At 57.6% G+C, this 23845-nt stretch carries 25 protein-coding genes; 14 read left to right on the top strand and 11 right to left on the bottom strand.

Annotated features, from left to right (window positions below; translation table 11 throughout):
- The first annotated feature begins 64 nt into the window (after positions 1–64).
- Both B150_RS0111275 and B150_RS0111270 read left to right on the top strand, forming a co-directional pair.
- On the top strand, positions 65–2425 hold the full coding sequence (locus tag B150_RS0111275) for an ATP-dependent helicase (protein ID WP_020400034.1): 2361 nt from the start codon (positions 65–67) through the stop codon (positions 2423–2425).
- 20 nt (positions 2426–2445) lie between these two features.
- Complete coding sequence (locus B150_RS0111270; protein WP_020400033.1) at positions 2446–3354, top strand: 50S ribosomal protein L11 methyltransferase; 909 nt, start codon at positions 2446–2448, stop codon at positions 3352–3354.
- A gap of 107 nt (positions 3355–3461) precedes the next feature.
- On the opposite strand, the gene B150_RS0111265 is transcribed toward B150_RS0111270, so the two are convergent.
- The 5 genes from B150_RS0111265 to B150_RS20730 form a co-directional block, all read right to left on the bottom strand.
- Complete coding sequence (locus B150_RS0111265; protein ID WP_020400032.1) at positions 3462–3779, bottom strand: hypothetical protein; 318 nt, start codon at positions 3777–3779, stop codon at positions 3462–3464.
- Positions 3780–4008: 229 nt separating this feature from the next.
- Positions 4009–4977, bottom strand: coding sequence for a TIGR00341 family protein (locus B150_RS0111260; RefSeq protein ID WP_020400031.1), 969 nt, complete (start codon positions 4975–4977; stop codon positions 4009–4011).
- A 73-nt stretch (positions 4978–5050) separates the two neighbouring features.
- On the bottom strand, positions 5051–7411 hold the full coding sequence (ligA, locus tag B150_RS0111255) for an NAD-dependent DNA ligase LigA (RefSeq protein WP_020400030.1): 2361 nt from the start codon (positions 7409–7411) through the stop codon (positions 5051–5053).
- A 10-nt stretch (positions 7412–7421) separates the two neighbouring features.
- Entirely contained in the window at positions 7422–9092 is a 1671-nt protein-coding gene (gene recN, locus B150_RS0111250) for a DNA repair protein RecN (protein WP_020400029.1), read from the bottom strand.
- A gap of 18 nt (positions 9093–9110) precedes the next feature.
- A complete protein-coding gene (locus B150_RS20730; protein WP_035921476.1) occupies positions 9111–9920 on the bottom strand; it encodes an outer membrane protein assembly factor BamD in 810 nt (269 codons plus the stop codon).
- 204 nt (positions 9921–10124) lie between these two features.
- Between B150_RS20730 and B150_RS0111240 the strand changes: the two genes are divergently transcribed.
- Positions 10125–10535 carry a helix-turn-helix domain-containing protein gene (locus B150_RS0111240; RefSeq protein ID WP_020400027.1) on the top strand — a complete coding sequence of 137 codons (411 nt, stop codon included), beginning with the start codon at positions 10125–10127 and terminating at the stop codon, positions 10533–10535.
- Positions 10536–10560: 25 nt separating this feature from the next.
- Here the strand turns inward: B150_RS0111240 and B150_RS0111235 are convergent, their stop codons facing one another.
- Entirely contained in the window at positions 10561–11439 is an 879-nt protein-coding gene (locus tag B150_RS0111235; protein WP_020400026.1) for a branched-chain amino acid aminotransferase, read from the bottom strand.
- Between the two features lie 113 nt (positions 11440–11552).
- On the opposite strand from B150_RS0111235, the gene B150_RS0111230 reads away from it, so the two are divergent.
- The 6 genes from B150_RS0111230 (at position 11553) to B150_RS0111205 (ending at position 15085) form a co-directional block, all read left to right on the top strand.
- Positions 11553–12041, top strand: a complete 489-nt coding sequence (locus B150_RS0111230; protein WP_025896643.1) for a MarR family winged helix-turn-helix transcriptional regulator — start codon at positions 11553–11555, stop codon at positions 12039–12041.
- Between the two features lie 44 nt (positions 12042–12085).
- On the top strand, positions 12086–12658 hold the full coding sequence (locus B150_RS0111225) for a PAS domain-containing protein (protein ID WP_020400024.1): 573 nt from the start codon (positions 12086–12088) through the stop codon (positions 12656–12658).
- Between the two features lie 71 nt (positions 12659–12729).
- A complete protein-coding gene (locus tag B150_RS0111220) occupies positions 12730–13293 on the top strand; it encodes a hypothetical protein (RefSeq protein ID WP_020400023.1) in 564 nt (187 codons plus the stop codon).
- A gap of 174 nt (positions 13294–13467) precedes the next feature.
- Complete coding sequence (locus B150_RS0111215) at positions 13468–14082, top strand: hypothetical protein (protein ID WP_155860030.1); 615 nt, start codon at positions 13468–13470, stop codon at positions 14080–14082.
- Between the two features lie 63 nt (positions 14083–14145).
- Positions 14146–14793 (top strand): carbonic anhydrase, encoded by a 648-nt coding sequence (locus B150_RS0111210; protein ID WP_020400021.1) that lies wholly within the window; start codon positions 14146–14148, stop codon positions 14791–14793.
- The gene (locus tag B150_RS0111205) at positions 14786–15085 is read left to right on the top strand and encodes a pyrophosphohydrolase domain-containing protein (protein ID WP_020400020.1); all 300 of its coding nucleotides are present in this window, start codon (positions 14786–14788) and stop codon (positions 15083–15085) included. The genes B150_RS0111210 and B150_RS0111205 overlap by 8 nt, the downstream gene beginning before the upstream one ends.
- Here B150_RS0111205 and B150_RS0111200 read toward each other — a convergent pair.
- Positions 15082–15894 (bottom strand): amidohydrolase family protein, encoded by an 813-nt coding sequence (locus B150_RS0111200; RefSeq protein WP_020400019.1) that lies wholly within the window; start codon positions 15892–15894, stop codon positions 15082–15084. The two genes, B150_RS0111205 and B150_RS0111200, sit on opposite strands and share 4 nt — an antisense overlap.
- Before the next feature lie 79 nt (positions 15895–15973).
- Between B150_RS0111200 and B150_RS20725 the strand changes: the two genes are divergently transcribed.
- A complete protein-coding gene (locus tag B150_RS20725; protein ID WP_020400018.1) occupies positions 15974–16405 on the top strand; it encodes a MarR family winged helix-turn-helix transcriptional regulator in 432 nt (143 codons plus the stop codon).
- A gap of 69 nt (positions 16406–16474) precedes the next feature.
- The gene (locus B150_RS0111190; RefSeq protein ID WP_020400017.1) at positions 16475–18496 is read left to right on the top strand and encodes a M28 family peptidase; all 2022 of its coding nucleotides are present in this window, start codon (positions 16475–16477) and stop codon (positions 18494–18496) included.
- Positions 18497–18550: 54 nt separating this feature from the next.
- Here the strand turns inward: B150_RS0111190 and B150_RS0111185 are convergent, their stop codons facing one another.
- From B150_RS0111185 to petA, 4 genes are all read right to left on the bottom strand, one after another.
- Complete coding sequence (locus B150_RS0111185) at positions 18551–18970, bottom strand: RidA family protein (protein WP_020400016.1); 420 nt, start codon at positions 18968–18970, stop codon at positions 18551–18553.
- Positions 18971–19081: 111 nt separating this feature from the next.
- Positions 19082–19873 (bottom strand): cytochrome c1, encoded by a 792-nt coding sequence (locus B150_RS0111180; RefSeq protein WP_020400015.1) that lies wholly within the window; start codon positions 19871–19873, stop codon positions 19082–19084.
- An 11-nt stretch (positions 19874–19884) separates the two neighbouring features.
- Complete coding sequence (locus B150_RS0111175; protein ID WP_020400014.1) at positions 19885–21156, bottom strand: cytochrome b; 1272 nt, start codon at positions 21154–21156, stop codon at positions 19885–19887.
- 11 nt (positions 21157–21167) lie between these two features.
- Positions 21168–21722: a ubiquinol-cytochrome c reductase iron-sulfur subunit gene (gene petA / locus B150_RS0111170; RefSeq protein ID WP_020400013.1), complete on the bottom strand. Its 555-nt coding sequence runs from the start codon at positions 21720–21722 to the stop codon at positions 21168–21170.
- 288 nt (positions 21723–22010) lie between these two features.
- Here petA and B150_RS0111165 point away from each other — a divergent pair, with 288 nt between their 5' ends.
- From B150_RS0111165 to B150_RS0111155, 3 genes are read left to right on the top strand one after another with little or no spacing between them, the layout of a single operon-like run.
- Entirely contained in the window at positions 22011–22478 is a 468-nt protein-coding gene (locus B150_RS0111165) for a tRNA (cytidine(34)-2'-O)-methyltransferase (RefSeq protein ID WP_020400012.1), read from the top strand.
- A complete protein-coding gene (gene hemF, locus B150_RS0111160) occupies positions 22478–23344 on the top strand; it encodes an oxygen-dependent coproporphyrinogen oxidase (protein ID WP_020400011.1) in 867 nt (288 codons plus the stop codon). The genes B150_RS0111165 and hemF overlap by 1 nt, the downstream gene beginning before the upstream one ends.
- Positions 23335–23781, top strand: a complete 447-nt coding sequence (locus B150_RS0111155) for a YqaA family protein (protein ID WP_020400010.1) — start codon at positions 23335–23337, stop codon at positions 23779–23781. Before hemF ends, B150_RS0111155 begins: the two co-directional genes overlap by 10 nt.
- Positions 23782–23845: the final 64 nt, after the last annotated feature.

Below are 23845 nucleotides of genomic sequence, written 5' to 3'. Positions count from 1 at the left end.
CACTTTTTCAAAAAGCGCAAAAGCGACGCTTTGCCTGACGCAAATCAAGTGCTATAGACGCCCAATGATGAGTGATCCATTTGACCTTGATGACCTTGGCGAAGACACGCCCGCAGCGCCGCCTGCGCCGCGTCATGACGCCCCGCCCCCGTATCTGGACGGCCTCAATGCCCCGCAGCGCGATGCTGTGCTGGCCACTGAAGGCCCTGTGCTGGTGCTGGCTGGTGCCGGAACCGGCAAAACCCGGGTGCTGACAACACGCCTCGCGCACATCATGCAAACGGGTCGTGCGGCGCCGTGGAACATCCTTGCTGTGACCTTCACCAACAAGGCAGCGAAGGAAATGCAGGACCGGGTTGCCCGTGTGATCGGTCGCCCGGTTGAAGGCATGTGGATCGGCACCTTCCACTCCGTCTGTGTGCGCATTCTCAGGAAACACGCTGAACTGGTTGGCCTCAAGTCCAACTTCACCATCCTCGATACCGACGACCAGATCAGGCTCCTCAAGCAGCTCATTCAGGCTGAGAATATTGACGACAAGCGCTGGCCTGCCCGCACACTCGCCGGGCTTATCGACCGCTGGAAGAACCGTGCGCTCACGCCCGCGAAAGTCCCGCAGGGTGAAGCCTTCGCTTTCGCAAACGGCCTTGGCAGCATGCTTTATGAACAGTATCAGGAACGTCTGAAGGTCCTGAACGCCTGTGACTTTGGCGACCTCTTGATGCACGTCATCACGCTGTTTCAGGCCAACCCAGATGTACTGCGGGAATATCACAATCAGTTCCGCTATATTCTGGTGGACGAATATCAGGACACCAACGTCGCGCAGTATCTGTGGCTGCGGCTTCTGGCGCAGGCCTCCAAGAACATCTGCTGCGTGGGCGATGATGACCAGTCCATCTACGGCTGGCGCGGGGCCGAGGTTGGCAACATCCTCAAGTTCTCCACCGATTTCCCAGGCGCCAAGGTGGTCAAGCTCGAGCAGAACTACCGCTCCACCGGCCATATTCTCGCTGCCGCCTCGGCCCTGATTGCAGGCAATGAGGACCGGCTTGGCAAGACACTGTGGACCGAAAGCCATGACGGCGAAAAGCTGGATGTGCGCGGTGTGTGGGACGGCCCGGAGGAAGCACGCGCCATTGGTGAAGAGATCGAAAGCCTGCAACACAAGGGCCACCGACTGAGCGAGATTGCCATCCTTGTACGCACCGGCTTCCAGATGCGCGAGTTCGAGGAACGCATGATCACCCTTGGCCTGCCCTACCGCGTTGTAGGTGGCCCACGCTTTTATGAACGCGCAGAGATCCGCGATGTGATGGCCTACCTGCGTGTGATTGCGCAGCCAGACGATGCCCTCGCGTTTGAACGTATCGTCAATGTGCCCAAACGTGGCTTTGGCACCACCAGCCTGCAGAAGGTGCATCAGATGGCATCGGCGCACGGTGTGTCCTTGCCCTATGCGGCACGGCAAATTTGCGGGACAGACATGCTGCGCCCCGCCGCACGGTCAACGCTCAGCCGCCTGATGGACGACTTTGACCGTTGGCGCGCCCTCCTTCACACCCACAGCCATGTGGAAGTGACCGAGATGATGCTCGACGAATCCGGCTATATGGAGATGTGGCAGAACGATACATCGCCTGATGCCCCCGGCAAGCTTGAGAACGTCAAGGAACTGGTGTCCGCCATGGGCGAGTTCGAGAACCTTGGTGGCTTCCTTGAGCATATCGCGCTTGTGATGGAAAATGACAGCAACGACACGGTTGAAAAGGTCACCCTGATGACCCTCCATGCCGCGAAGGGGCTGGAGTTCGACACCGTGTTCCTGCCCGGGTGGGAGGAAGGCCTGTTCCCGAACCAACGCGCGCTTGATGAAACCGGCCTGCGCGGACTGGAGGAAGAACGCCGCCTCGGCTACGTGGGCATCACGCGGGCCAAGAAAAAAGCCTATATCTATTTCGCAGGCAACCGGCAGGTGTTCGGCCAGTGGCAATCAAGCCTGCCAAGCCGCTTTATCGAGGAATTGCCATCCTCGCACACCGAGATGGAAACCGCGCAAGGTCTTTATGCCGGTCGCAACCAGCGCAGCGGCTGGGGTGAAGACACTGCATCGGACTACGACACTAGCGGTTATTATACCTCCGGCGGCGACAAATACGGCCCCGGATGGCAGCGCGCGCAAAGCTGGCGGCAGGACCAGCAGACCCGCTATTCGCGCCCTGCCCGCACCATCGACGTGACACCGACGCGGCCCAAGAAAAAAGCTGCGGCACCAAAGTTAAGCGACATCGCGATCGGCGAACGGGTGTTCCATGAGAAATTCGGTTACGGCATTGTTGAGGATGTCGAGGCCAACAAACTGCTTGTCGCCTTCGACAAAGCCGGCAGCAAACGGGTGCTCGACACCTTCGTAACGCGCGCTTGAGATAGCGCAGGAGCATGATCATGAGTGATATCTGGTGCCTCAAGGGCGAACTGCCGGTCGAACAAGCAAGCGCGCTTGATGATCTGCTGACCGAGATGGGTGATGAGCGCGGCGAGTTTCCGCCCACCCTCTCCTATTTCGAGCAACCGGGCGAAACCAACTGGCTCGTTGAAATCTTCTTCGCATCCAAACCGGAAGACGGCTTTGTGGCCGAGATGCTTGAGCGTGCCGGCCTCACGGACTGGCCGCACGATTTCGCCGCCGTTGAGGACAAAGACTGGGTGAGCGAGAGCCAGAAACTGCTGTCACCGGTTGAAGCCGGACGCTTCTTTGTTTTTGGCGCGCATGACCGCGACAAGGCCAAGGCTGGTGCAGTGAACCTGCAAATCGACGCAGGCCAAGCCTTCGGCACTGGCAAACATGAAACCACCGCAGCTTGCCTTGAAGTGCTGGATGCACTCGCACGTGAGATCACGCCCCACCGCGTGCTGGACCTTGGCACTGGCTCAGGCGTGCTGGCACTTGGTGCCCATAAAATCTGGCAGAATGCCCGCGTGGTCGCGAGCGACATTGACCCCATCGCCATTGTGGTGACGGACGAGAATATCGAGATCAACACCGGAACCCCACGGGCCATGGGCGACGACAAGCCGGGTATCGCTACGCTTGCTGCAGACGGCCTTGATGACCCGGCGTTTGCAGGCGAGAAACCCTTTAACCTGATTGTCGCGAATATTCTGGCAGGGCCCCTGGTGGACCTATCGGCCGACATCACCGAAGCCCTTGCAAGCGAAGGAACGCTTGTACTTTCCGGCCTTCTTGTCACCCAGGAAAAAGAAGTCCTCGGCGCTTATGAGCGCCAAGGACTAGTATCTCTGGGCAGAGTAGAGAAAGGGGAGTGGCTCGCGCTCAGTTTGCGCAAGCCGTGAACCTCATACGTATATAAGGTTCGGGGAGTTGTGGGTCGGCCACGGGAATAGCCGTCCCACGCGGAATATCCGAAAACAATGTCTCGGAGAAATTCCTGAGAAATCTCTTAGTGGGCGAACGCGCCGCCACCGAAGGCACCACCACCGAAGCCGCCACCGAGGCTGCGCGGGCGGGTGATTTTGAACTGCACTGGTTTGCGCACTGGCTCAGCGCGCATCATGCCTTTTGCAGTCATCAGCGTGAAGAAGTCACCTTTGGCCGTGAGGTCAAGCGCAAGTTCAATTGCTGCTTCTTCGGTATCTGCAAAGAAGAAAGTCTTGTCTTTGCTGCCGCATGCTACGCCCGGTACTTTACCGTGAGCGGCCATCAGGCCCATGAAGCTGAATGCATCTACCGTCTCGATTTGTTTTACTGTGTTAGCCATCGGTTCTCTCCTGTCACCAATCTCGCTGTTTTATCTTTTTACTGTCAGGCCTTGCTGACAGCGCGTAGATACGCCCATGCGGTATGATTAAGAAGCTATTAAAACCGCAGACTAGCTATGCGTTATACGCATAGCTTTAGCCCTAAAGCTTCCCGCCATGCGCAAGTCACATAATGGTAATATTCAGGCAACTGCGTGACAGTCTGGAGAAATAATAAGAAAGATTGGGTCAGCGCAGGTTACGCACACCAACTACAAGGATGAGCAAAATCAACAGGGTAGCCCAAACGGCGATGCCCCACAGCACATAAGGCTTGGCCATGCGCCGTTCAAACCACTGCAGCGGCTTGATACCTTTCGCGAGGAAGACCAGCAGGCCGGAGAGGTTTACGCACACCACGTTGACGACCAGAAGAAGCGCGGCACCATAAGCCAAGGCAAACTCCCCCCGCCCCAGCAGGAAGCCAAGCGCAGCCGCAGGCGGCAACAGCGCGACGGCGACCATGACACCCACAAGGGTCATGGACAGCCCGGAGGTGAGCGACAGCACGCCGGCCATGCCGGAGGCTGCTGCAAGCGCCAGTCCGCTCAAGTCTACCTGTGTCCTGAGCATAAGTTCCTGGCTATCTGGCGTTTCGTGCCACAAGGCACCAATGAAGGCTGATACAGCAATAGCAAGGCAAATACCGCCAAACGCGGTGATGAACGACCGTGTCATCATTTCCTTGTCGCCAAGGCTGGTGCCAAAGGCGAACGCAAGGTTGGGGCCGAGAAGCGGGGCAATCACCATCGCCCCCACAACGACAGCCACATTGTTCTGAACAAGGCCAATGAGTGCCACGATGGTCGATAGGAAGGTGAGAATCATATAGTTGAGGTCAGGCCGCGCGCCCTGCCGCATCTTGTGATAGAGCTCCTCGCGCGTATCGGTCGCCCCGCCAATCTCCACAAGCGGCAAGGTCGCTTCAACGGGCGAGATGGTCATGCGCGCTTTCTTGGATGTGGTGAGAAGGAGCTGAAGTTCGTCAATCACTTCCTGCCGGTCGCCGGAGCGTGTGAGCAGAAAATAGATCGCATGGTCGTCCTCAAGCGGCACGCCTTTATGGTAGGAGATGACGCAGTCATAGCCTGACGCGATCTTGCGGATATTGGCCTCTGTCGATACCGGTGCAATCACCTGAATCATTTTCAGTGACATGCCATGCTCCCTTCTCTGAAACTTCCGGGAAGCCTAACGAAGCGCGGCCATGTTCACAAGGAATAACAGGTAGTTAGGCACCAATGTGCGCCAGCCACTCTTCCTCGCTCATGGTGCGCACACCGAGGTCGGCTGCTTTCTTGAGCTTTGAACCAGCCCCCGGCCCCGCCACCACGATATCGGTTTTCTTGGACACCGACCCCGCAACCTTGGCGCCAAGTGCTTCGGCCTTGGCCTTGGCTTCATTGCGGGTCATCTTCTCAAGGCTTCCGGTGAAAACAACCGTCAGGCCCGAGACCGGGCTATCACTTGCCTGTGCTTCAACCTCACGCACCGTCAGCTCAGACAGCAAGCGTTCAAATGCGCTGCGGTTCTGCGGCTCAGTATAGAAGTCCTCAACATTCAGGATGGCATCAACACCGATACCATCAATGTTCGCCAGTTCCTGATTGTGCGCATAAAGCGCGCGCGCTGTGTCCGCCGGGAAACGGAAGCCTGGCCGCTCAAGGAACGCAGCAACGGTCTCGAGATGCGCGACCTTGATGTTGTCACCCTTCAGGCTGCCGCTTTTGATTCGTGCCGCCCGCTCCGCCACCAGTTCCACATACCCGTTCGGGTCAGCGAGCAGGTCGCCGGGCCGAAGCGCATCTTCAAACGCCTTCAGTGTACCGAACTTCATCAGCACATAATTGAGGGACGATACCTCTTGCGCACTGAACATCTCCTCAAGCTTCTGGATCAGCACGAGCCCGTCAGCGAGATAGCTTCTGAGCGCGTCAACGGTACCAAAATGCCGTGCGATCAGCTTTGCTGTCTCCTGCCCGATGGACGGGATGCCAAGGCCAAAGAGGAAACGGTGAAAATCAATCTCGCGACGTTCTTCAATGGCGGCCATCAGGTTATCGACCGACTTGTCGCCCCAGCCTTCCTTGAGCTTGAGTTCATCAACTTTGTTTTTGAGCTCAAAAATATCGCCCGGCTCTTTCACCCAGCCCCATTCGGCAAAGGCTTCGATCTGCTTGGCACCCAGCCCTTCGATATCGAAGGCGTTGCGGCTGACAAAGTGGCGCAGGCGTTCGGTCAACTGGGCGGAGCAGATAAGGCCACCGGTGCAGCGCACCACAACGTCATCGCCTTCCGCCACGGCTTGTGAGCCGCATACAGGGCATTCCTCGGGAAACTCGAACGGCGTAGCGTCTGCGGGGCGCTTGTCCATCACCACTTCAACAACCTGCGGGATCACGTCGCCCGCGCGCTGTACAATCACCGTGTCTCCGATACGCACGCCAAGGCGGGCAATCTCATCGCGGTTATGCAGGGTCGCGTTGGAAACGACCACGCCGCCCACGGTCACAGGCTCAAGCTTTGCTACAGGCGTCAGCGCACCTGTCCGGCCCACCTGAATATCGATGTCGCGCAGGATAGTCATGGCCTTTTCAGCCGGGAATTTGTGTGCGATGGCCCAGCGCGGTGCCCGTGCCACGGTACCAAGGCGGTCCTGCAGATCGAGGCGGTCAACCTTATACACCACACCGTCGATATCGTAATCGAGCGTGGGACGCTGTTCCTCAATCAGGCGGTAGCGTTCGAGCGCACCATTTGCACCGTCGCAACGGATCATCAGCGGGTTCACTTCAAAGCCCCAGGCCTTGAAGCGTTCAATCATGCCCATCTGTGTATCAGCCGGCATGGCGCTCACCTCGCCCCAGGCGTAGGCGAAGAAACGCAGCGGGCGGGATTTGGTGATGCTCGCATCAAGTTGCCTGAGGCTGCCAGCTGCTGCGTTGCGCGGGTTGGCAAAAACCTTGGCGCCCTTCGCCTCCTGCGCTTCATTGAGCTTCAGGAAGTCAGCTTTGCCCATATAAACCTCGCCGCGCACCTCGATGACGTCCGGCCAATCATCGCCGCCGAGTGTTTCGGGGATGTCGGCAATGGTGCGCGCATTGGCGGTAACATTCTCGCCCACCGCGCCGTCGCCGCGCGTGGCAGCTTGCACAAGCTTGCCCTGCTCGTAGCGGAGCGCGAGCGAGAGGCCGTCGATTTTTGGTTCTGCCGTCAGGTACAGGTCCGCGTCCGAGCCGAGGCCGAGGAAACGGCGCACGCGTGCAACAAACTCGCTGACATCATCGTCATTGAACGCATTCTCAAGCGACAGCATGGGCCGGGAATGAGTGATTTTGCCAAACTTGCTCGCGCGGACCTGCGCCCCCACCCGCTTGGACGGGCTATCTGCACGCACGAGCGCCGGGAACGAGGCTTCTATTGCCTCGTTTCGTTTCCGTAACGCATCATATTCTGCGTCAGAGATGGCTGGATCATCATCAGCGTGGTAGCGCTGATCGTGGAAAGCAATCTCCATAGCAAGGCGGGCGAGCTCGGCGCGAGCCTGTTCTTCCGAAAGCGCTTCAACTGGAAGGTCGGAGGGGTTTGCCATGGCTATGATCCTATTGTGTCGCTGTTAGCAGTTTATCGGCAGCGGCGCGGGCTTCGTTGGTGATGACCTCACCTGCCAGCATACGCGCAATTTCTTCCCGCCGCTCATCTTGTGTCAGTTTACCCACATTGGTGCGGGTTTCACCGTCCACATCACCCTTGGCGATCTGGAACTGGCAATCGCCGCGTGCAGCCACTTGCGGACTGTGGGTCACCACAAGCACCTGTGCACCTTCCGACAAGCGCTTGAGCCGTTCGCCTACCGCACTTGCGGTCGCACCACCAATACCGCGGTCCACTTCATCAAAGACCATCACCGGTACGCTCGAGTCTTTCGCGAGCACGACCTTAAGCGCGAGGATAAACCGCGCCAGCTCACCACCCGAGGCGATTTTCACCAGTGGACCGAAAGGCGTGCCCGGGTTGGTTTTCACCTCAAAGCTGACACGATCTGCGCCGAGCGATGACCATTCGGCCTCCGGCAGCTCCTCAACCGCAGTGCGGAAAATAGCTTTCTCGAGCTTGAGGGGCGGCAGCTCAGCCATCACGAGCTCATCGAGCCGCTTGGCTGCTGACACCCGTTTGGCGCTCAATGCTTTTGCGGCAGTGATATAGGCAGCGGCCGCAGCTTTCATCTCAGCGCGGAGCTTTTTGACTGTCTCGTCCCCTGCCTCAAGCGCCGTATGCCGGGCCTCAAGCTCATCGCGCATTGCAGCGAGGTCATCGGGCTGGCAGTTATGTTTGCGGGCAAGGCGGCGGATTTCGAAGAGGCGTTCTTCGGTGCGCTCAAGCTCCAGCGGATCAAATTCAAGATTGCGCGCCAGATCATCAAGCGCCGATACAGCTTCGCCAAGCTCAATAGCCGCGCGGTCGAGCGCTTCCATCACGGGCGTGAGAAGGCGCGCCATCTCGGCATCCGTGCGCTCCATACGGCGGAGTACGCCGCGCACAACTGCGTCCACGCCGCCGTCTGCCGCCAATGCTTCCTGATAGCCACCGAGGTCTTCGGCAAGCTTTTCGCCCTGCATCATCAGGCTGCGCCGGTCGGATAGCTCGGTCTCTTCCCCCGGTAGCGGGTTCAGGGATTTAAGCTCGTCCACCGCGTGGGCCAGAAACTCTTCATCGCGGCGCGCTTCCGCGAGCTCACGTTCGGCCTTAGCAAGCGCCTTTTCCGTCGCACGCTTGGCTTCATGAGCCGCTGCCACAGCTTTGATATCAGTGCCGTAACCGCCGAAGGCATCAAGGAGCGCGCGGTGTGCGCTGGCATCAAGGAGGCCGCGGTCATCATGCTGGCCGTGCACTTCAACAAGAAGCGCACCGAGATCAGAGAGTGTGCCTTGGCTGACGGGCTGGTCATTCGCCCAGGCACGACTGCGGCCATCTGATGTAATTTGGCGGCGGAGGATGATCTCACCATCGCCCGCGTCCATGCCCTGTTCGTCGAGGAGCGCGCAGGCGGGATGTCCGGGCGTCACGGAGAATGCGGCCGTGACCGTACCCTTCTCTTGCCCCAAGCGCACAAGCGCGCGGTCGGCGCGGGCGCCGGTCGCGAGGCCAAGACTGTCAAGCAGGATGGACTTGCCGGCCCCCGTTTCACCGGTCAAAACCGTAAGACCTGCCGCAAGCGACAGGTCCAACTTATCGATCAGAACAATGTCACGAATGCTGAGACTGGTCAGCATCGCGCCCCCCTTGATTGATTAAAACGGCCAGATTTTGCTGAGCCAGGACGACTCTTTCACTTCCGGCACCATATCCTTGCCGCTCAGAAGCGCATAGCTGTAGCGGTACCATTTGCTGCCCGGGAAGTTCCGGCCCAGCACGGCGGCCGCCATCTTGGCTTCGTCATCAATACCCAGCGACAGATAAATCTCCACCAGACGGTGCAGCGCCTCAGGCGCGTGGCTTGTGGTCTGGTACTTCTCAATCACCGCGCGGTAGCGGGTTTCCGCCGCCAGATACTCGTGGCGGTTCTGGTAGAAACGGCCAACTTCCATATCCTTGCCCGCGAGGTGATCGCGCGTCAGGTCAAGCTTGAGCTTGGCGTCCTTGGCATAATCGCTGTTCGGGTAACGACGGATCACCTCCACGAGGGAGCTTTCCGCGTCGAGCGTTTTTTGCTGATCGCGCCCGACGTCCGAAATCTGCTCATAATGGCAAAGCGCGATCAGATAGTAGGCGTAGGGTGCGCTACGGTTACCCGGGTGCAACTGCAGGAAGCGCTGCGCCGCGAGGATCGCGTCGTCATAGGAGTTGGTCATATAGTGCGAATAGGCAGCCATAAGCTGCGCACGACGGGCCCATACCGAATAGGGGTGCTGGCGCTCAACCTCGTCGAAGGCGGCAGCAGCAAACTTGTAGCGCTTCTTCGCCAGATTGTCCTGAGCGAGATTATAAAGCACCTCAACATCCCGCGCGACATAACGGTCTTCGTCATCCTTGGAACTGCACGCAGCAACACCCAGCACCATCGCACTCATTACAGATATCTTCAGCCAATTTGCTGTCATGGCAGTCCGTCACTCCCGTGATGGGCGAAATGTCCCCTTGCATTTCCCCCATAAGGTTATAATCTTCTAACTATGCAACCAATGGTATATTTTCACCAACTACAAGAAGGAGATACCTGGCCACATTGGCGTTCGCGAATTCTCTAGCATAGTAACTCGCTAGCGCCAACGGAGAATCCCATCGGCAAAACTGGAGCAAAAGCTATGGGCAGAAAAATTGACGAAAATGAGGAGCATCTGCTGGACCTTTCGGCCCGCAAGGCAGATCTTATCGACAAGCATGTTGGCCGCCGCCTTCGGGACCGCCGCAGGACGCTGGACCTCTCCCAGCAGGACATTGCCAATATTCTCGGCATTTCCTACCAGCAGGTGCAAAAATACGAGAGTGGGCTGAACCGCATAAGCGCGGGCCGCCTCTATCTTCTTGCGCACATCATGCACACAAATGTAGGGTATTTTTATGAGGGTCTGCCGTCGGGGGACGAGATCCTCTCCGGTAAAATTACCGAAATGGACCTCATCATCCCTGAACTGGACACTCTTCCGAACGCAAACGTACGCGATGCCTTGAGCGACCTCGTGCGCGCGATCAAAGAATCGAAGATGCTGAGCTAAGCGGCGCAGCATCCGGGAAAGCCAATCAGGCTTTCCCTTTTACCAGCGCGTCGTAATCAAACATCAGCGTCTTGGTCATCTCACCAACTTCAAAGTTGTACGGCCCGATCTCGGAGAGCGGCGTTACTTCAGCCGCGGAACCGGTGAGGAACGCCTGCTCGAAACCAGCAAGCTCGTCCGGCATGATCGCGCGCTCAACAACCTTGATCTGGCGCTTCTTCGCAAGCTCAATCACCGTCTGGCGCGTGATGCCGTTGAGGAAGCAATCAGGCTTCGGTGTGTGAAGTTCGCCGTCCTGCACGAAGAAGATGTTCGCGCCGGTCGCTTCAGCAACCTGACCGCGATAATCGAACATCAGCGCGTCATCATAGCCCTTCTTCTCCGCCGCATGTTTGGACATGGTGCAGATCATATAAAGGCCAGACGCTTTGGCGTTGGTTGGCGCCGTATCCGGTGCCGGGCGGCGCCATGTGGAGATATCGAGGCGCAGGCCCTTGAGGCGCGCTTCAGGAGAGAAATATGACGGCCAATCCCACACTGCGATTGCTGTGTGGATGGTGTTGTTCTGCGCGCTCACGCCCATCATCTCGCTACCACGCCAAGCGACAGGGCGACAGTAAGCGTTGACAAGATTGTTCTTCACAAGAAGCTCTTTACAGGCTTCGTTGATCTGCTCCGGGGTGTAGGGGATCTCGTAACCGAGGATTTTTGCGGATGCGAACAGGCGCTCCGTATGTTCCTTCAGTTTGAAGATGGTGCCGTTGTAGGCACGCTGGCCTTCAAATACTGCGCCGCCATAGTGCAGAGCGTGGGTCAGCACGTGTGCATTGCACTCGCGCCAGGGGAGAAACTCTCCATCCATCCACATCCAGCCATCGCGGTCGTTATAGGGCGCACTTGCCATTTCTATTCTCCAAAAACGCCTAACAAATAAGAAAATGTCGCTTTTTGCTTGATCGGTGTAACATTGTGTCGATATTATGTCAACAACACTGACATAAATTCAACTGAGCAAAAATGCAAAGAAAACTACCGCACTCGAATTTATATTTGCGGGAGGAGGAGCTGCGACGAGGCGTCGAGCTTCTGTATTTCGCGTACCGCGATTTTACCCGTGATCCAGACGAGATCCTGGCCGAATCCCGTTTCGGCCGGGCCCATCACCGTGTCCTGTATTTTGTCGGCCGCAACCCCGGCACGACTGTATCGGGCCTTTTGTCCCTGCTGCGCATCACCAAACAGAGCCTGTCCCGTGTACTGGGTCAATTGGTGGAAGACGGATACATCACCCAGGAGTCAGGGCTTGAGGACCGCAGGCAGCGCCTTCTATACCTCACCGACAAGGGACAGGCATTCGAGAAAGAGCTGTTTGCCACCCAGCGCGACCGCGTGGCCGAGGCCTACAAGCGTGCAGGCCCCGAAGCTGTTGCCGGCTTCTGGGAGGTACTTCTCAACATCGTCGATGCTGAAGAACGCGACACCGTACTACGTCAGATTGAAAAGTAATCAAGAAGCGGTCATGATGGGCATGAAAGGAACTTCAGCCCATCATGTCCACTGAGCTTAATCCCGAATTTGACGAGTTCTTCTCGCTCTGGAAGGCCCTGCCCCGGCGCAAGCATAGCCTGTTGCCGTGCAAGGCGGACATTACCCCGGTTCAGTTTGGCAAGTTCCTGCAATTCATGGCGATCGCCGAGCGTAAATCGCCTGAAGATTTTCGCATCCTCTTTGCAGGTAGTGTGTTTGAACACAATGCCGGTTTCCCCGTTACGGGACGAAACTATTATGAGATGCTGCCGCCCTCTTTCATCAAGCCGATGAAGGCGTTTCACCGCAACTTGCTCGGCACACCGTGCGGCGCTTACATTGCCGACGTCATTCATACCACAAAGGGTGCGTCCTATATTCACCACACCCTTCAGTTGCCAATGGTGGATGAAAAGGGCTTTGTGCGCTACCTCGTTGGTTGCGGGCTTGCGCGAAAGCCATACGATGACATCGGTAGCCGGACGGACGCCAGCCACCGCCCCGCCAACATCAAGGACATGTTTTACCTGAACCTTGGCTCTGGCGCGCCAAAGCAGAAAATCGTGGACTTTACTGTGCAAGCCGTCGGGCTTTAAGCACCCACCTCCCCCAACCCGATTGAAAACCCGGCACAGTCGGCGCAATATAGGTGCCGGGAAGGAAATCCATGTCATTCAAACTCGGCGCATCATTCGATAGCTTTCAGAAGCTCTGGCAAGCCCTGCCACGACGAGCCCACAAGCTCCTGCCTTGCCGCAAGGACGTTACGCCAGCGCATTTCGGTGAAATGATTCAGAACATCGGCCTCGCCGAACAGGTCGGGCACCTCAATATGACTGTGCTGTTTTATGGCAGCGGGCTTGAGCGCATCTCCGGTCTGAAAGTGACCGGCATGAACTACTATGACCTCCTGCCGCCAGAGTTCGTGAAACCCATGTCCGTGTTTCATGCCTATATACTGGGGACCCCATGCGGTGCCTTTGTAGGTGATGTGGTCACCACGCCGTCTGGCAGCCGGTACCTATACGAATCTGTCCAGTATCCGCTCGTGGATGAGGATGGTCACGTTCGCTTCCTCCTCGTATATGGTCAGGCGCGCAAGCCGTTCGCGACCGAGGATGAACGAGCGCTTGCCAGTATTGGACGCGCCAATATCAAGGACATGCACTACCTCGACCTCGGCGTCGGCGCCCCCGCTGCCCGCATAGAAAACTTTGAATTCCATCGATGACATCAACTGTCACGGTGTGAGACCGCTTCAAAAACTATTTTTTAATCTTTAACGGCAAGAATACGAACTTCAGCACATATGGGGGTCATCGCGCAAAAAGCGTAGCTGAAGGGCGGATGTAACGTGTTCTCTATCGAGCCGGAATTTGACCAATTCCAACGGTGCTGGCAACAGTTGCCCAGGCATGCCCACCCACTGATCCCGCGCAAGAAAGATATTACCCCCGCGACATTCGGCGAACTGCTACACCAAACCTGCATCGGCGAACGCCGCAGTGTGGACGAGATGTATCTCGCCTACGCAGGCAGCGGGTTTGAGCGCAACGCAGGCTTCGATGCGATGGGCCAGAACTACTACGCGTCAGTCCCGCAGGCGTTCCTCGGCGCGATAAAACGCTTTCACGATAATATCTTCTCCCTGCCCTGCGCGGCCTATATCTGCGACCTTGTGACCTCGACCACGGGCAATCAGTATATGCACTATACCATGCATCTACCTGCGACCGACGATGAAGGTGTGCCGCGCTACCTTGTGGTTTTCGGACTCGACCGAAAGCCGGCTACCGATGTGGGTATCCGCGCGGAGCGAAGTGTCGCCGCGACAAGCATCAAACACCTTGCATATCTTGACCTCGGCGCAGGTACGCCTGAGGGTTTTGTGCGCGACTTCCAGCGCATGCCGGGCCGCGCAAAAATGACAAAGGCCCATAAGTTATGCCCAGAACCGCCGGGGGCAAAGCACCAGGAGCCTTGCGAAGACCGCATGAAGGCATACCAATTCGCCAGATAAGAAATTAATCGTTGGCTCCAAGGCTCTGTTCTGCCACATAGATGAAAAAAAGGAACAGAGATCATGACCATCGACGAAAGACTTCGCGCCGGTTATCGCACTTTCCGCGAAGGCGCTTATGAGCGTGACCGGGAACTCTACCAGGATCTGGCTACCTACGGCCAAACCCCGCATACGCTAGTTATCACCTGTTCAGACAGCCGTGTGATCGTTCAGGATATCCTGAGCGCTGGCCCCGGCGACCTGTTTGTAGTTCGCAACGTAGCCGCCATGGTACCGCCATACGAGAATGACAAAGGCTATCACGGCACCTCCGCCGCGATTGAGTTTGCCGTGACCGCGCTGGAGGTGGATAATATCGTTGTGATGGGCCACGCAGGCTGTGGCGGTGTCGCAAGCGTGATTGACCGCAACGTGCCGGAAGACAGCTTTGTCGGCCAATGGATGCGCCCGCTCCACAACTGGCTGCGCGACCACGATAATTTTGCGAACGAGAAACCGTCCGCCCGCAAGCGCATGCTAGAACGTGCTGCAGTCTATCTCTCGATCCAGAACCTGAAGACCTTCCCCTTCGTGACCGAACGGGTAAAGGCCGGAAAGCTATCGCTTCAGGGCCTTCTGTTCGACATTCATAACGGCGAGCTCTCGGAAGTCATCGCCAAGAACGATACGGACTTTGACGTACGTTCGGTCCTCGCTTCCAGTGAGTGAGACCCAGAAATCCGTAACAGCCTGGGCCGAGGAAACCTTCGGCCCGGTGACTGAGCATTCGGTCCTTGTCCGCCGCGCCATGGTGGAAATGGAAGAACTGCTTGAGGCGACCGAAGCCGGCAACCAAACCGAGATCGGCAAGGAAACCGCCGATATCGCTATTCTTCTCTACCGCCTTCTGGAGCTGAACGGCCTCGACCTCACAAATGAGGTCACCAAAAAAATGGCAGAGAACCGTGCCCGCCGCTGGCAGCCAAAGGGCGACGGCACCGGCAAACACATCAAGGGCTAAAGCCCGAACACCCGCCGTGCGTTACCTTCAAGGAAGTTGAACTTGCCTTCATCCGTGAGGCCAAGGCTGTCGAGCGCTTTCAAGCACTGCGCTGGCGACAGCATCGGCCAGTTGGTTCCGAACATCACCCGCTTGCCACCCGGCCCTTTCATGAACTTGACCAGATCATCCGGCAGACGGTGCACCGCATAGGCAGACGTATCCACATAGAAATTCGGGTATTTGAGCGCCAGTGACACCACTTCGTCGATCCACGGGAAGCCAACATGGCCGCCCACCACCTTCAGCTCCGGGAAATCCAGCAACACATCATCAAGGTAAGGGATTAACCGCCCCGGCTCCGACCGGCATAAAGGCCCGGTGTGCCCGATTTGTGTACAGAACGGGACCCCAGCATCCACACAGGCCGCATAGACCGGGTAGTAGCGCCGGTCATTCGGCGGCAGGTCCAGAAGCCACGGCACGAGGCGCACGCCAACAAATGTTTTGCCGTCCACCACGCGCCTGATTTCACGCACCGCCTCCATCGGGTTTGAGATATCAACCGTCGCGAGGCCCCGGAAGCGGTCCGGCGCTTCCGCGATCTGCGCTGCGACCTCATCGTTGCTGATCAGCGAGCCGCGCGGGCCATGCCATGCAGAAAGGAACGCTATGTCCACCCCTGCAGCATCCATCGCGGCAATGGTGTCCGCAATGGTGGGCACAATGACCTCACCTTCCCGCCCGGTCCAGCGCAGCAAAGTTGCCATCCAAGGCTCCCGCGCCATGCGTTCTGTGGTGACCTGTGCCCATACATCAATTGCAGCCATTGTCTTTATCCTCACTAATGCTTCACTAGTGTAGTATTAGCTGCTACTGTTTCCAAAATCAAGTTGCTAGAGTGCCGCCATGTCAGCATCGAACCACAGGCTCTATCTCCACCTGCAGCTTGCCGCCCACCATGTGAAAAAGCAGGCTGACCGCGCGCTTTTGGACGGGGCTGAGCTGACCACGGCGCAAGCGGCGGTGCTGTCGCTGCTCACCAGTGAGGAGCGGGTCACCCAACGCACAGTGGCGGACGCCCTTGGCCAGAACGAATCAGCCGTGACCGCCATGATCCGCCGCTTGATGAAGCTGGGTTATGTCACCCGTCACCGCGACAAGGATGACGCCCGTGCGTGGCTGCTGGAGATAACCGACAGCGGGCGTGCAGCACTTGATGCGATCGCAGGTCCCTTTGGCAGCATCAATGAGACCTTCGACAAAGTACTCAGGGCTGAGGAAGCGGCAGCGCTGGCGGACTATCTGAAACGCATCAGTTCAGCTTTCAGCCGCGGCTAGGTCTTATTGTGCCTTGCCGGGCGTATGTGGCAGGCCTAAGCTCCCCTTCAAACACGGAGGGGAAATCTCATGAAACGGCATCTGTTCAACGTTACATCCGCAATTGCACTAGCTGCCGTGATCGCAGGCACACCGGTACACGCAGACAGCCTCTCCCCGCTCATACCGGAAGCAACACTCAAGCAGATCGCCGAGGAAGTCTCAGGCGTCACCGCAAAGCGCAGCCTTGATGAAATCACGCTCTATCACCGTACCCGCGCCAGTGCGCAGTTTGACAAGGCCGGTGAAGTGGTCATTCGCAAGCTGCAGTCCTACGGCTTCGAGACGGTGGATATCTTCAGCCTGCCTGCCGACGGCAAAAGCATGTACGGCACGCAGAAATCCCGCCCGGCCTGGAATGTGAGCTTCGCCGAACTTTGGGAAGTGACAGAGGATGGCACACGTATACGCAAGCTGGGCGACTGGGAGGCAAGACCCCTCACCCTCGCGCAGGATAGCGACAGCGCAGACGTGACAGCTGAGCTCGTGGATATTGGTCGCGGCGTCACTGAAGACGATTACGCAGGCAAGGACATCAAGGGCAAGATTGTGCTGACCTCAAGCCAGCCGGGCGCGGTTGAGGCGCTGGCACTGCGGAAATATGGTGCTGCTGGTATCCTCTCCTACGCCGCAAACCAGAAATCGGCATGGTGGCAGCTTGACGACAGCCTCGTACGCTGGGGGCATCTGTCCTCCTTCCGCGATGAGCCCGCCTTTGCCTTCATGACAAGCCTTGGTGAAGCTCGTGCGCTGCAAGTGCGCCTCGCCAAGGGGGAGAGCATCCGGTTCCACGCCAAGGTGGATGCCGTGCGCGAGGAAGGTGAATACCGCATCGTCACCGCCACCATTCCCGGCAGTGACCCGAAGCTTGCGGACGAGGAAATCACCTTCAGTTGCCACCTTGATCACCCCCGCCCCGGAGCTAACGACAACGCCAGCGGCTGTGTGTCCATCCTCGAGGCGGCGCGCACACTCAAACGCCTGACCGATTCCGGCGCGCTGCCCGCCCCGAAGCGCACCATCCGCTTCCTGTGGCCGTCCGAGATTGAAGCGACACTCATTCTTCTGAACGCATACCCAGAACTCGGGGAACGCACCAAACATGTGATCCATATGGATATGGTCGGCGGCGGGCCGGAGACCAAGGCCGTATTCCGCGTATCGCGCGGCCCGAAAAGCACTGCGGACGTCTCCGGCGATATCGCATGGGCCATCACTGATTTTGTGAACGAGCATACCCTCGCATTCGCGAGCGGCGAGGACACCGCCTTCCCGCTTTTCTCACCTGAAGGTGGGCGTGAACCGTTGCTCGCGCAACACGAATGGCTCGACATGGGCAGCGACCATGATGTGTTTGCTGCCGGTAGCTGGGGCATTCCGGTCACCTATATGCACGACTGGCCGGACCGCTACATTCACACCACAAAGGATGTCGCAGCCAATATCGACCCCACCAAGCTGAAACGTGCGGCCTTCATTGGCGCAGTGCAGGCTGCTGTGCTCGCAAACCTTGACGACGACGACGCGGGTGCCCTGCTAGCGCTTGAGCGCCCCGCGGCTGTCGCGCGCCTTGCAGAAGTGATGAGCGAGTGGTCAAACCATTCGGCAGAGACACAAGCAGAAGCGCGCCTCGGGCACTGGCTTACAGAGCTGCGTATCACACGAAGCATCAAGGGCTATGCCCCCAAGGCAGACACTACCCCACTGACCGAGTTCACTGCCGCAGTGATGGCGCTTGAAGGCGCACAGGCTTCGAATACACCCCAGGGCACTGTCTACCGGCGCAACCCTGACCTCAAGGGCACCATGAACGGTTTCGGCTATTCCTATATCGCGGATAAACTAGGTGCAGAGAAGCTTGCCGCCCTCAAGCTACCAAACGGCCTACGCGGGCACGAGATGGCCTATGAGGCACTGAACTACGTTGATGGCAGCCGTAGCGTGCGCGAGATTTACACCATGCTGGTGGCCGAGTTTTACGCCGTCGACCGCGCCGCGCTTGAGGAATACCTGCAGGCGCTTGCGAGCATCGATGTTCTCTCAGCAAAATAGCAAAAAGGCGCGCCACTAAAGCACGCCTTAAAAGGTTGCTACGAGAGCTTGGCGCTAGTGTTTCACTGTTGCCATGCATTCGATCTCGACCCGCGCACCGAGCGCGAGACCCGATGCGCCCATGGCGCTGCGGGCGGGGAACTTGTCGGTGAAATAGGTGCGATACACCTCGTTCATCGCGGCCCATTCCTTGATGTCGGCCATCATCACGAGGCATTTGACCACATGGTCCATGTCGGAGCCATTGGCCTCAAGCGTTGCTTTGATGTTTTCCATCGTCTGTCGGGTCTCGGGGCCGATACCGCCTGGCACCAATTCCATCGTACCCGGCTTCGCGCCCAGCTCGCCCGAAAGATAGAGCATATTGCCGACACGTACGGCCTTCGAGAAAGGCAGCTTGGCTTGCGCGTTTTCCGCCTGTGCGCCAACACTTGCCCCAAGAAATGCTGCTGCGAGCACCAGTGATTTAAGCATGATTGATCCCCCGATTATTGCCTGCTGGAAGCCTAGCGAATGACGAGCACTTCGCCAAACAAAAAGGGCCGCCCGATGGGCAGCCCTTGATGTAAGTATTTAGCCTGAAGCTTATTTGTCTTCGTAGACGTTGCGGCCAGACTTGATCGGCTTCCAGATCTTCTTCATCGAGAGATAAAGCACAATCGTGAGGATACCGAGGAACATAAGAACCTTGAGGCCCATGTGGTGACGGTCAACGAGCTTCGGCTCAGCCACATAGGTCAGGAACATCACAACGTCTTTCGACATCTGTTCAGCCGTTGCAGCGGTACCGTCTTCATAGTCGACAACACCTTCAGCAAGCGGCGGCGCCATGGAGATTGCACCACCCGGGAAATACGGGTTGTAGCTCTTGCCAGCTGGCATCTCGTGATCGGCCGGAGCATCCTCATAGCCGGTCAGCAGGCTGTAGATATAGTTCGGACCGTCATGACGAGCTTTCGACATCAGCGAAAGGTCTGGCGGAACCGCGCCACCGTTGGATGCCGCAGCAGCCTCAGGGTTCGGGAACGGTGCCGGGAAAACGTCCTGCGGCAGGCCCGGACGCTCTTTCGGGTCACCCGCATCGTCGACACCGTCGATAACAGTGTATTCAGCGGCCCAAGCCTTGATCATGTCCTCTTCGTAACCAAGGTCAGCAAGGTTACGGAAGTGGAAGTACTTGAGGCTGTGGCAGTTCGAGCAAACCTGCTTGTAGACCTGCCAGCCGCGCTGTGCAGACTGCATGTCGAACTGGCCAAACGGACCTTCGAAGGACCACTCAAGCTGCATCGGGTGCTTTGCGGCACCGGCTGCGAACGAAGCACCTGCGAGGCCTACAGCCGCCGTCAGGGCAATCGCAATGTTTTTAACAAGTTTCATCGTTGATCCCCTTACTCGGCAGCTTTTACGACCGGATTGGCAATGCTTTCCGGCAGCGGCAGCGTCTTCTCGATCTTGCCGAGGAGCGGCAGGATCACGAGGAAGTACGCGAAATAGTATGCCGTACCGATCAGACCCACGAGCGGCCAGATACCTTCAGGCTTCTTGCCACCAACAACCGTGAGGACAAACATGTCAATCACGAGGAAGAGGAAGAACCAGCGGAAGGTCGGACGGAACTTGCCCGAGCGAACTTTCGAGGTGTCAAGCCACGGCAGGAACAGCCACACGAGGATCGATGCAAACATCGCCAGAACACCAAGAAGCTTGGCCGGGATGAACACGATATCCGTGAACGGAATGCCGATATCGAACGTGATGGAGCGCAGGATTGCGTAGAACGGCAGGAAGTACCATTCCGGCACGATGCTCGCAGGCGTTACCATCGGGTCAGCCGGAATATAGTTATCCGGGTGGCCGAGCACGTTCGGCATGTAGAAGATGAATGCCGCGAAGACAAAGAAGAATACACCGGCACCAAACGCGTCCTTGATCGTGTAGAACGGGTGGAACGGGATCTGATCAGCGTTCGACTTCACGTCGATACCAAGCGGATTGCCGCTGTCCGAGATTTTCTTCGCCCAGAGGTGAAGGATTACAACACCTGCAATCACGAACGGCAGCAGATAGTGCAGGCTGAAGAAGCGGTTCAGAGTTGGGTTATCAACCGAGAAGCCACCCCACAGCAGGGTCACAATGCTTTCGCCCACAACAGGGATCGCGGAGAAGAGGTTGGTGATCACAGTCGCACCCCAGAAGGACATCTGGCCCCATGGGAGAACGTAGCCCATGAAAGCGGTTGCCATCATGAGGAGGAAGATCACAACGCCGAGCATCCACAGAAGCTCACGCGGGGCTTTGTATGAACCGTAATAAAGGCCGCGGAAAATGTGGGTGTACACAGCGATAAAGAAGAAGCTTGCGCCGTTCGCATGCATGTAGCGAATGAGCCAGCCATAGTTCACATCACGCATGATGCGCTCGACACTGTCGAACGCGAGCGAGGTGTGCGGGGTGTAGTGCATTGCGAGCACAACACCGGAAATGATTTGAACAACGAGCATAAGGCCCGCGAGCGAACCGAAGTTCCACCAGTAGTTCAAGTTGCGCGGCGTCGGCGTATCGACACCCACAACATTGTTCACCAGCGAAAGGATCGGCAGGCGTTCTTCAACCCATGCAGCGACAGCATTTTTGGGTTTTGCAGCATTCCATTCAGCCATGAGGTGCCCCCTTAACCGATCTGAAGCGTTGTATCGTTGACGAAGGCGTAAGTCGGCACTTCGAGGTTCTTCGGCGCCGGGCCCTTGCGGATACGGCCAGCCGTGTCGTAGTGCGAGCCGTGGCACGGGCAGAACCAACCGCCGAAATCGCCGCGGTCATCGCCCTCTTTGGTGCCGAGCGGCACACAACCGAGGTGGGTACATACACCCAGAACCACCAGCCATTCAGCATGGCCTTCCTGAACACGTTCCGCGTCAGGCTGTTTGTCGACCAGCACGTCCATCGGAACCGCGCGGGCAGCCTCAATCTCGGCTTCCGTACGGTGACGGACAAACACAGGCTTGCCGCGCCATTTGATGATGACCGCTTCACCAACGCCGATAGCGCTGAGGTCTACTTCGACAGATGCAAGCGCCAGCGTATCCGCTGCCGGGTTCATCTGGTCAATGAAAGGCCAAGCCGCCATTACGGCGCCTACGCCGGCCATACCGGCAGCTGCCACGTGAAGAAAGTCGCGCCGCGTGGCGCCATCTTCAGCTTCGATAGTCTCGTTGATAGTGCTCATCTAATCTTCCCTGACAGGAACGTGATGCGAAAGGCGATCAGTCGTTTGATTCCCGAACGTAGTTCTACCTCTGCATGGTGGCAAATCCCTGCGGCACAAGGCCGCACAGCAGCTCACCATAAACTCGACCGCCGGACAGCCCCTGCCCAGCGAATTGGGATTGGTTTAGTCGGACGCGCGTTAAGAGGCAAGGGTTTATCCTCCATCTGACCAAAAAAATGGCCGAAAAAAGTTAAGAAGTTGTGGTCGTCGTTGCATCGGCGCATCAACGTCGGTAGCTTGCGCGCCATGGAAATAGCGCTTTTTGAACCGGACCAGCCCCAGAACACGGGAACCATGCTTCGCCTTGCTGCCTGCATGGGGGTACCGGCGCACGTTATCGAGCCCTGCGGCTTCCCCTTTTCCCACAAGGCTTTCCGGCGTTCCGCCATGGATTATGCCGACCTTGTGGAGCTGCATCACCATATGGACTTTGATAGCTTCAATGCGGCAAGAAAGGCTTTGGGAAAACGTCTCGTCCTCTTGACGACAAAGTCACCTGAACCCTACACCGCGTTCAGTTTCAACCCCGATGATATTCTGGTGGTTGGTAGTGAATCGACCGGGGCGCCGGACTATGTTCATGAGAGCGCGGACGCACGGGTGACGATTCCCATGGCAGCAGGTGCGCGTTCACTCAATGTTGCGGTCTCAATGGCGATGGTTTTAGGTGAAGCATTAAGGCAGACACGATCCGGCACAGAAGGAAACGGGTAATGGATATCGAAGTAAAAAAACAAAAAGCCGCCGAGTGGTTCTTCGACCTCAGGAATCAGATCTGCGCCAGCTTTGAAGCCATTGAAGATGACAACGCCGGCCCGCTCAAAGACCGCGCGCCCGGCCGCTTTGAGCGCAAGAGCTGGGACCGCACCAATCAGGGTGATGGCGCCGAAGGGGGGGGCGGCACCATGTCCATCATGCGCGGCGGTCGCGTGTTCGAGAAGGTTGGCGTGAACATTTCTACCGTCCACGGCACCTTCACGCCGGAATTTGCCAAAAGCATTCCGGGCGCCGAGGAAGACCCGCGCTTTTTCGCCACGGGAATCAGCCTTGTCGCGCATATGAACAGCCCGCGGGTGCCTGCCGTGCACATGAACACCCGTTTCATCACCACCACCCAAAGCTGGTTCGGCGGCGGCGCTGACCTTAACGCGCCCCTTCCAAACGCCACAGACACCGCGGATTTCCATGCCGCATTCAAAGCAAGCTGTGACCGCCATGGTCCGGACTATTACGAGCGCTTTAAAAAATGGTGCGACGAATATTTCTATATCCCACACCGCAACCGCGCCCGCGGTGAAGGCGGCATTTTCTATGATCGCCTCGCGACCGGCGACTGGGACGCAGATTTTGCTTTCACCCAGGACGTTGGCCGCACGTTCAACGAGATTTACCCTGCCCTTGTGCGTCGTCACATGAATGAAGAATGGACGGCGGAAGAGCGCGAGACCCAGCTTGAATACCGCGGCTACTATGCAGAATTTAATCTGGTCTATGACCGCGGCACCACATTCGGCCTCAAGACAGGTGGCAATGTGGAAGCCATCCTGATGTCGCTGCCGCCCGAAGCCAAATGGCCCTGATCTCGCCTGAGGTCCTGCTCTATCTCGGGCTTTTCCTGAATGCCTTTGTAGCGGCAACCTTGCTGCCCGCCTTTTCGGAAGTGGCGCTTGCGTCGCTGATCGCATCCGGGAACGGCGAGTCTGTGTTGCTTATTGCCGTTGCCACGCTTGGCAATGTGCTCGGCTCCATTCTCAACTGGTGGCTCGGCGGACGGGCGCTTGTATACCAAGACCGCCGATGGTTTCCCTTCTCCCCACGGCAGATCGAGCGCGGAACACGACTTTTTGAACGCTACGGCTACCCTACCTTGCTGTTCGCATGGCTGCCTATTATTGGCGACCCGCTAACCTTTGTGGCTGGCATCTTTCGGATGCGTTTCCTGCCTTTCCTTGTTCTGACCACCTTGGGCAAGGCGGGGCGTTATATCGTTATTGCCTTGGCTGCAAACGCCTTTTAAGACCGCTTTCAATCGACAGGCGGTCAAACTTATGCCAATTTTGACCCGCAAGACATTTCAGTAG

This window comes from Kordiimonas gwangyangensis DSM 19435 = JCM 12864 (genome assembly GCF_000375545.1).
Taxonomy (GTDB): Bacteria; Pseudomonadota; Alphaproteobacteria; order Sphingomonadales; family Kordiimonadaceae; genus Kordiimonas; species Kordiimonas gwangyangensis.
This window is presented reverse-complemented; position numbering and strand designations above follow the sequence as displayed.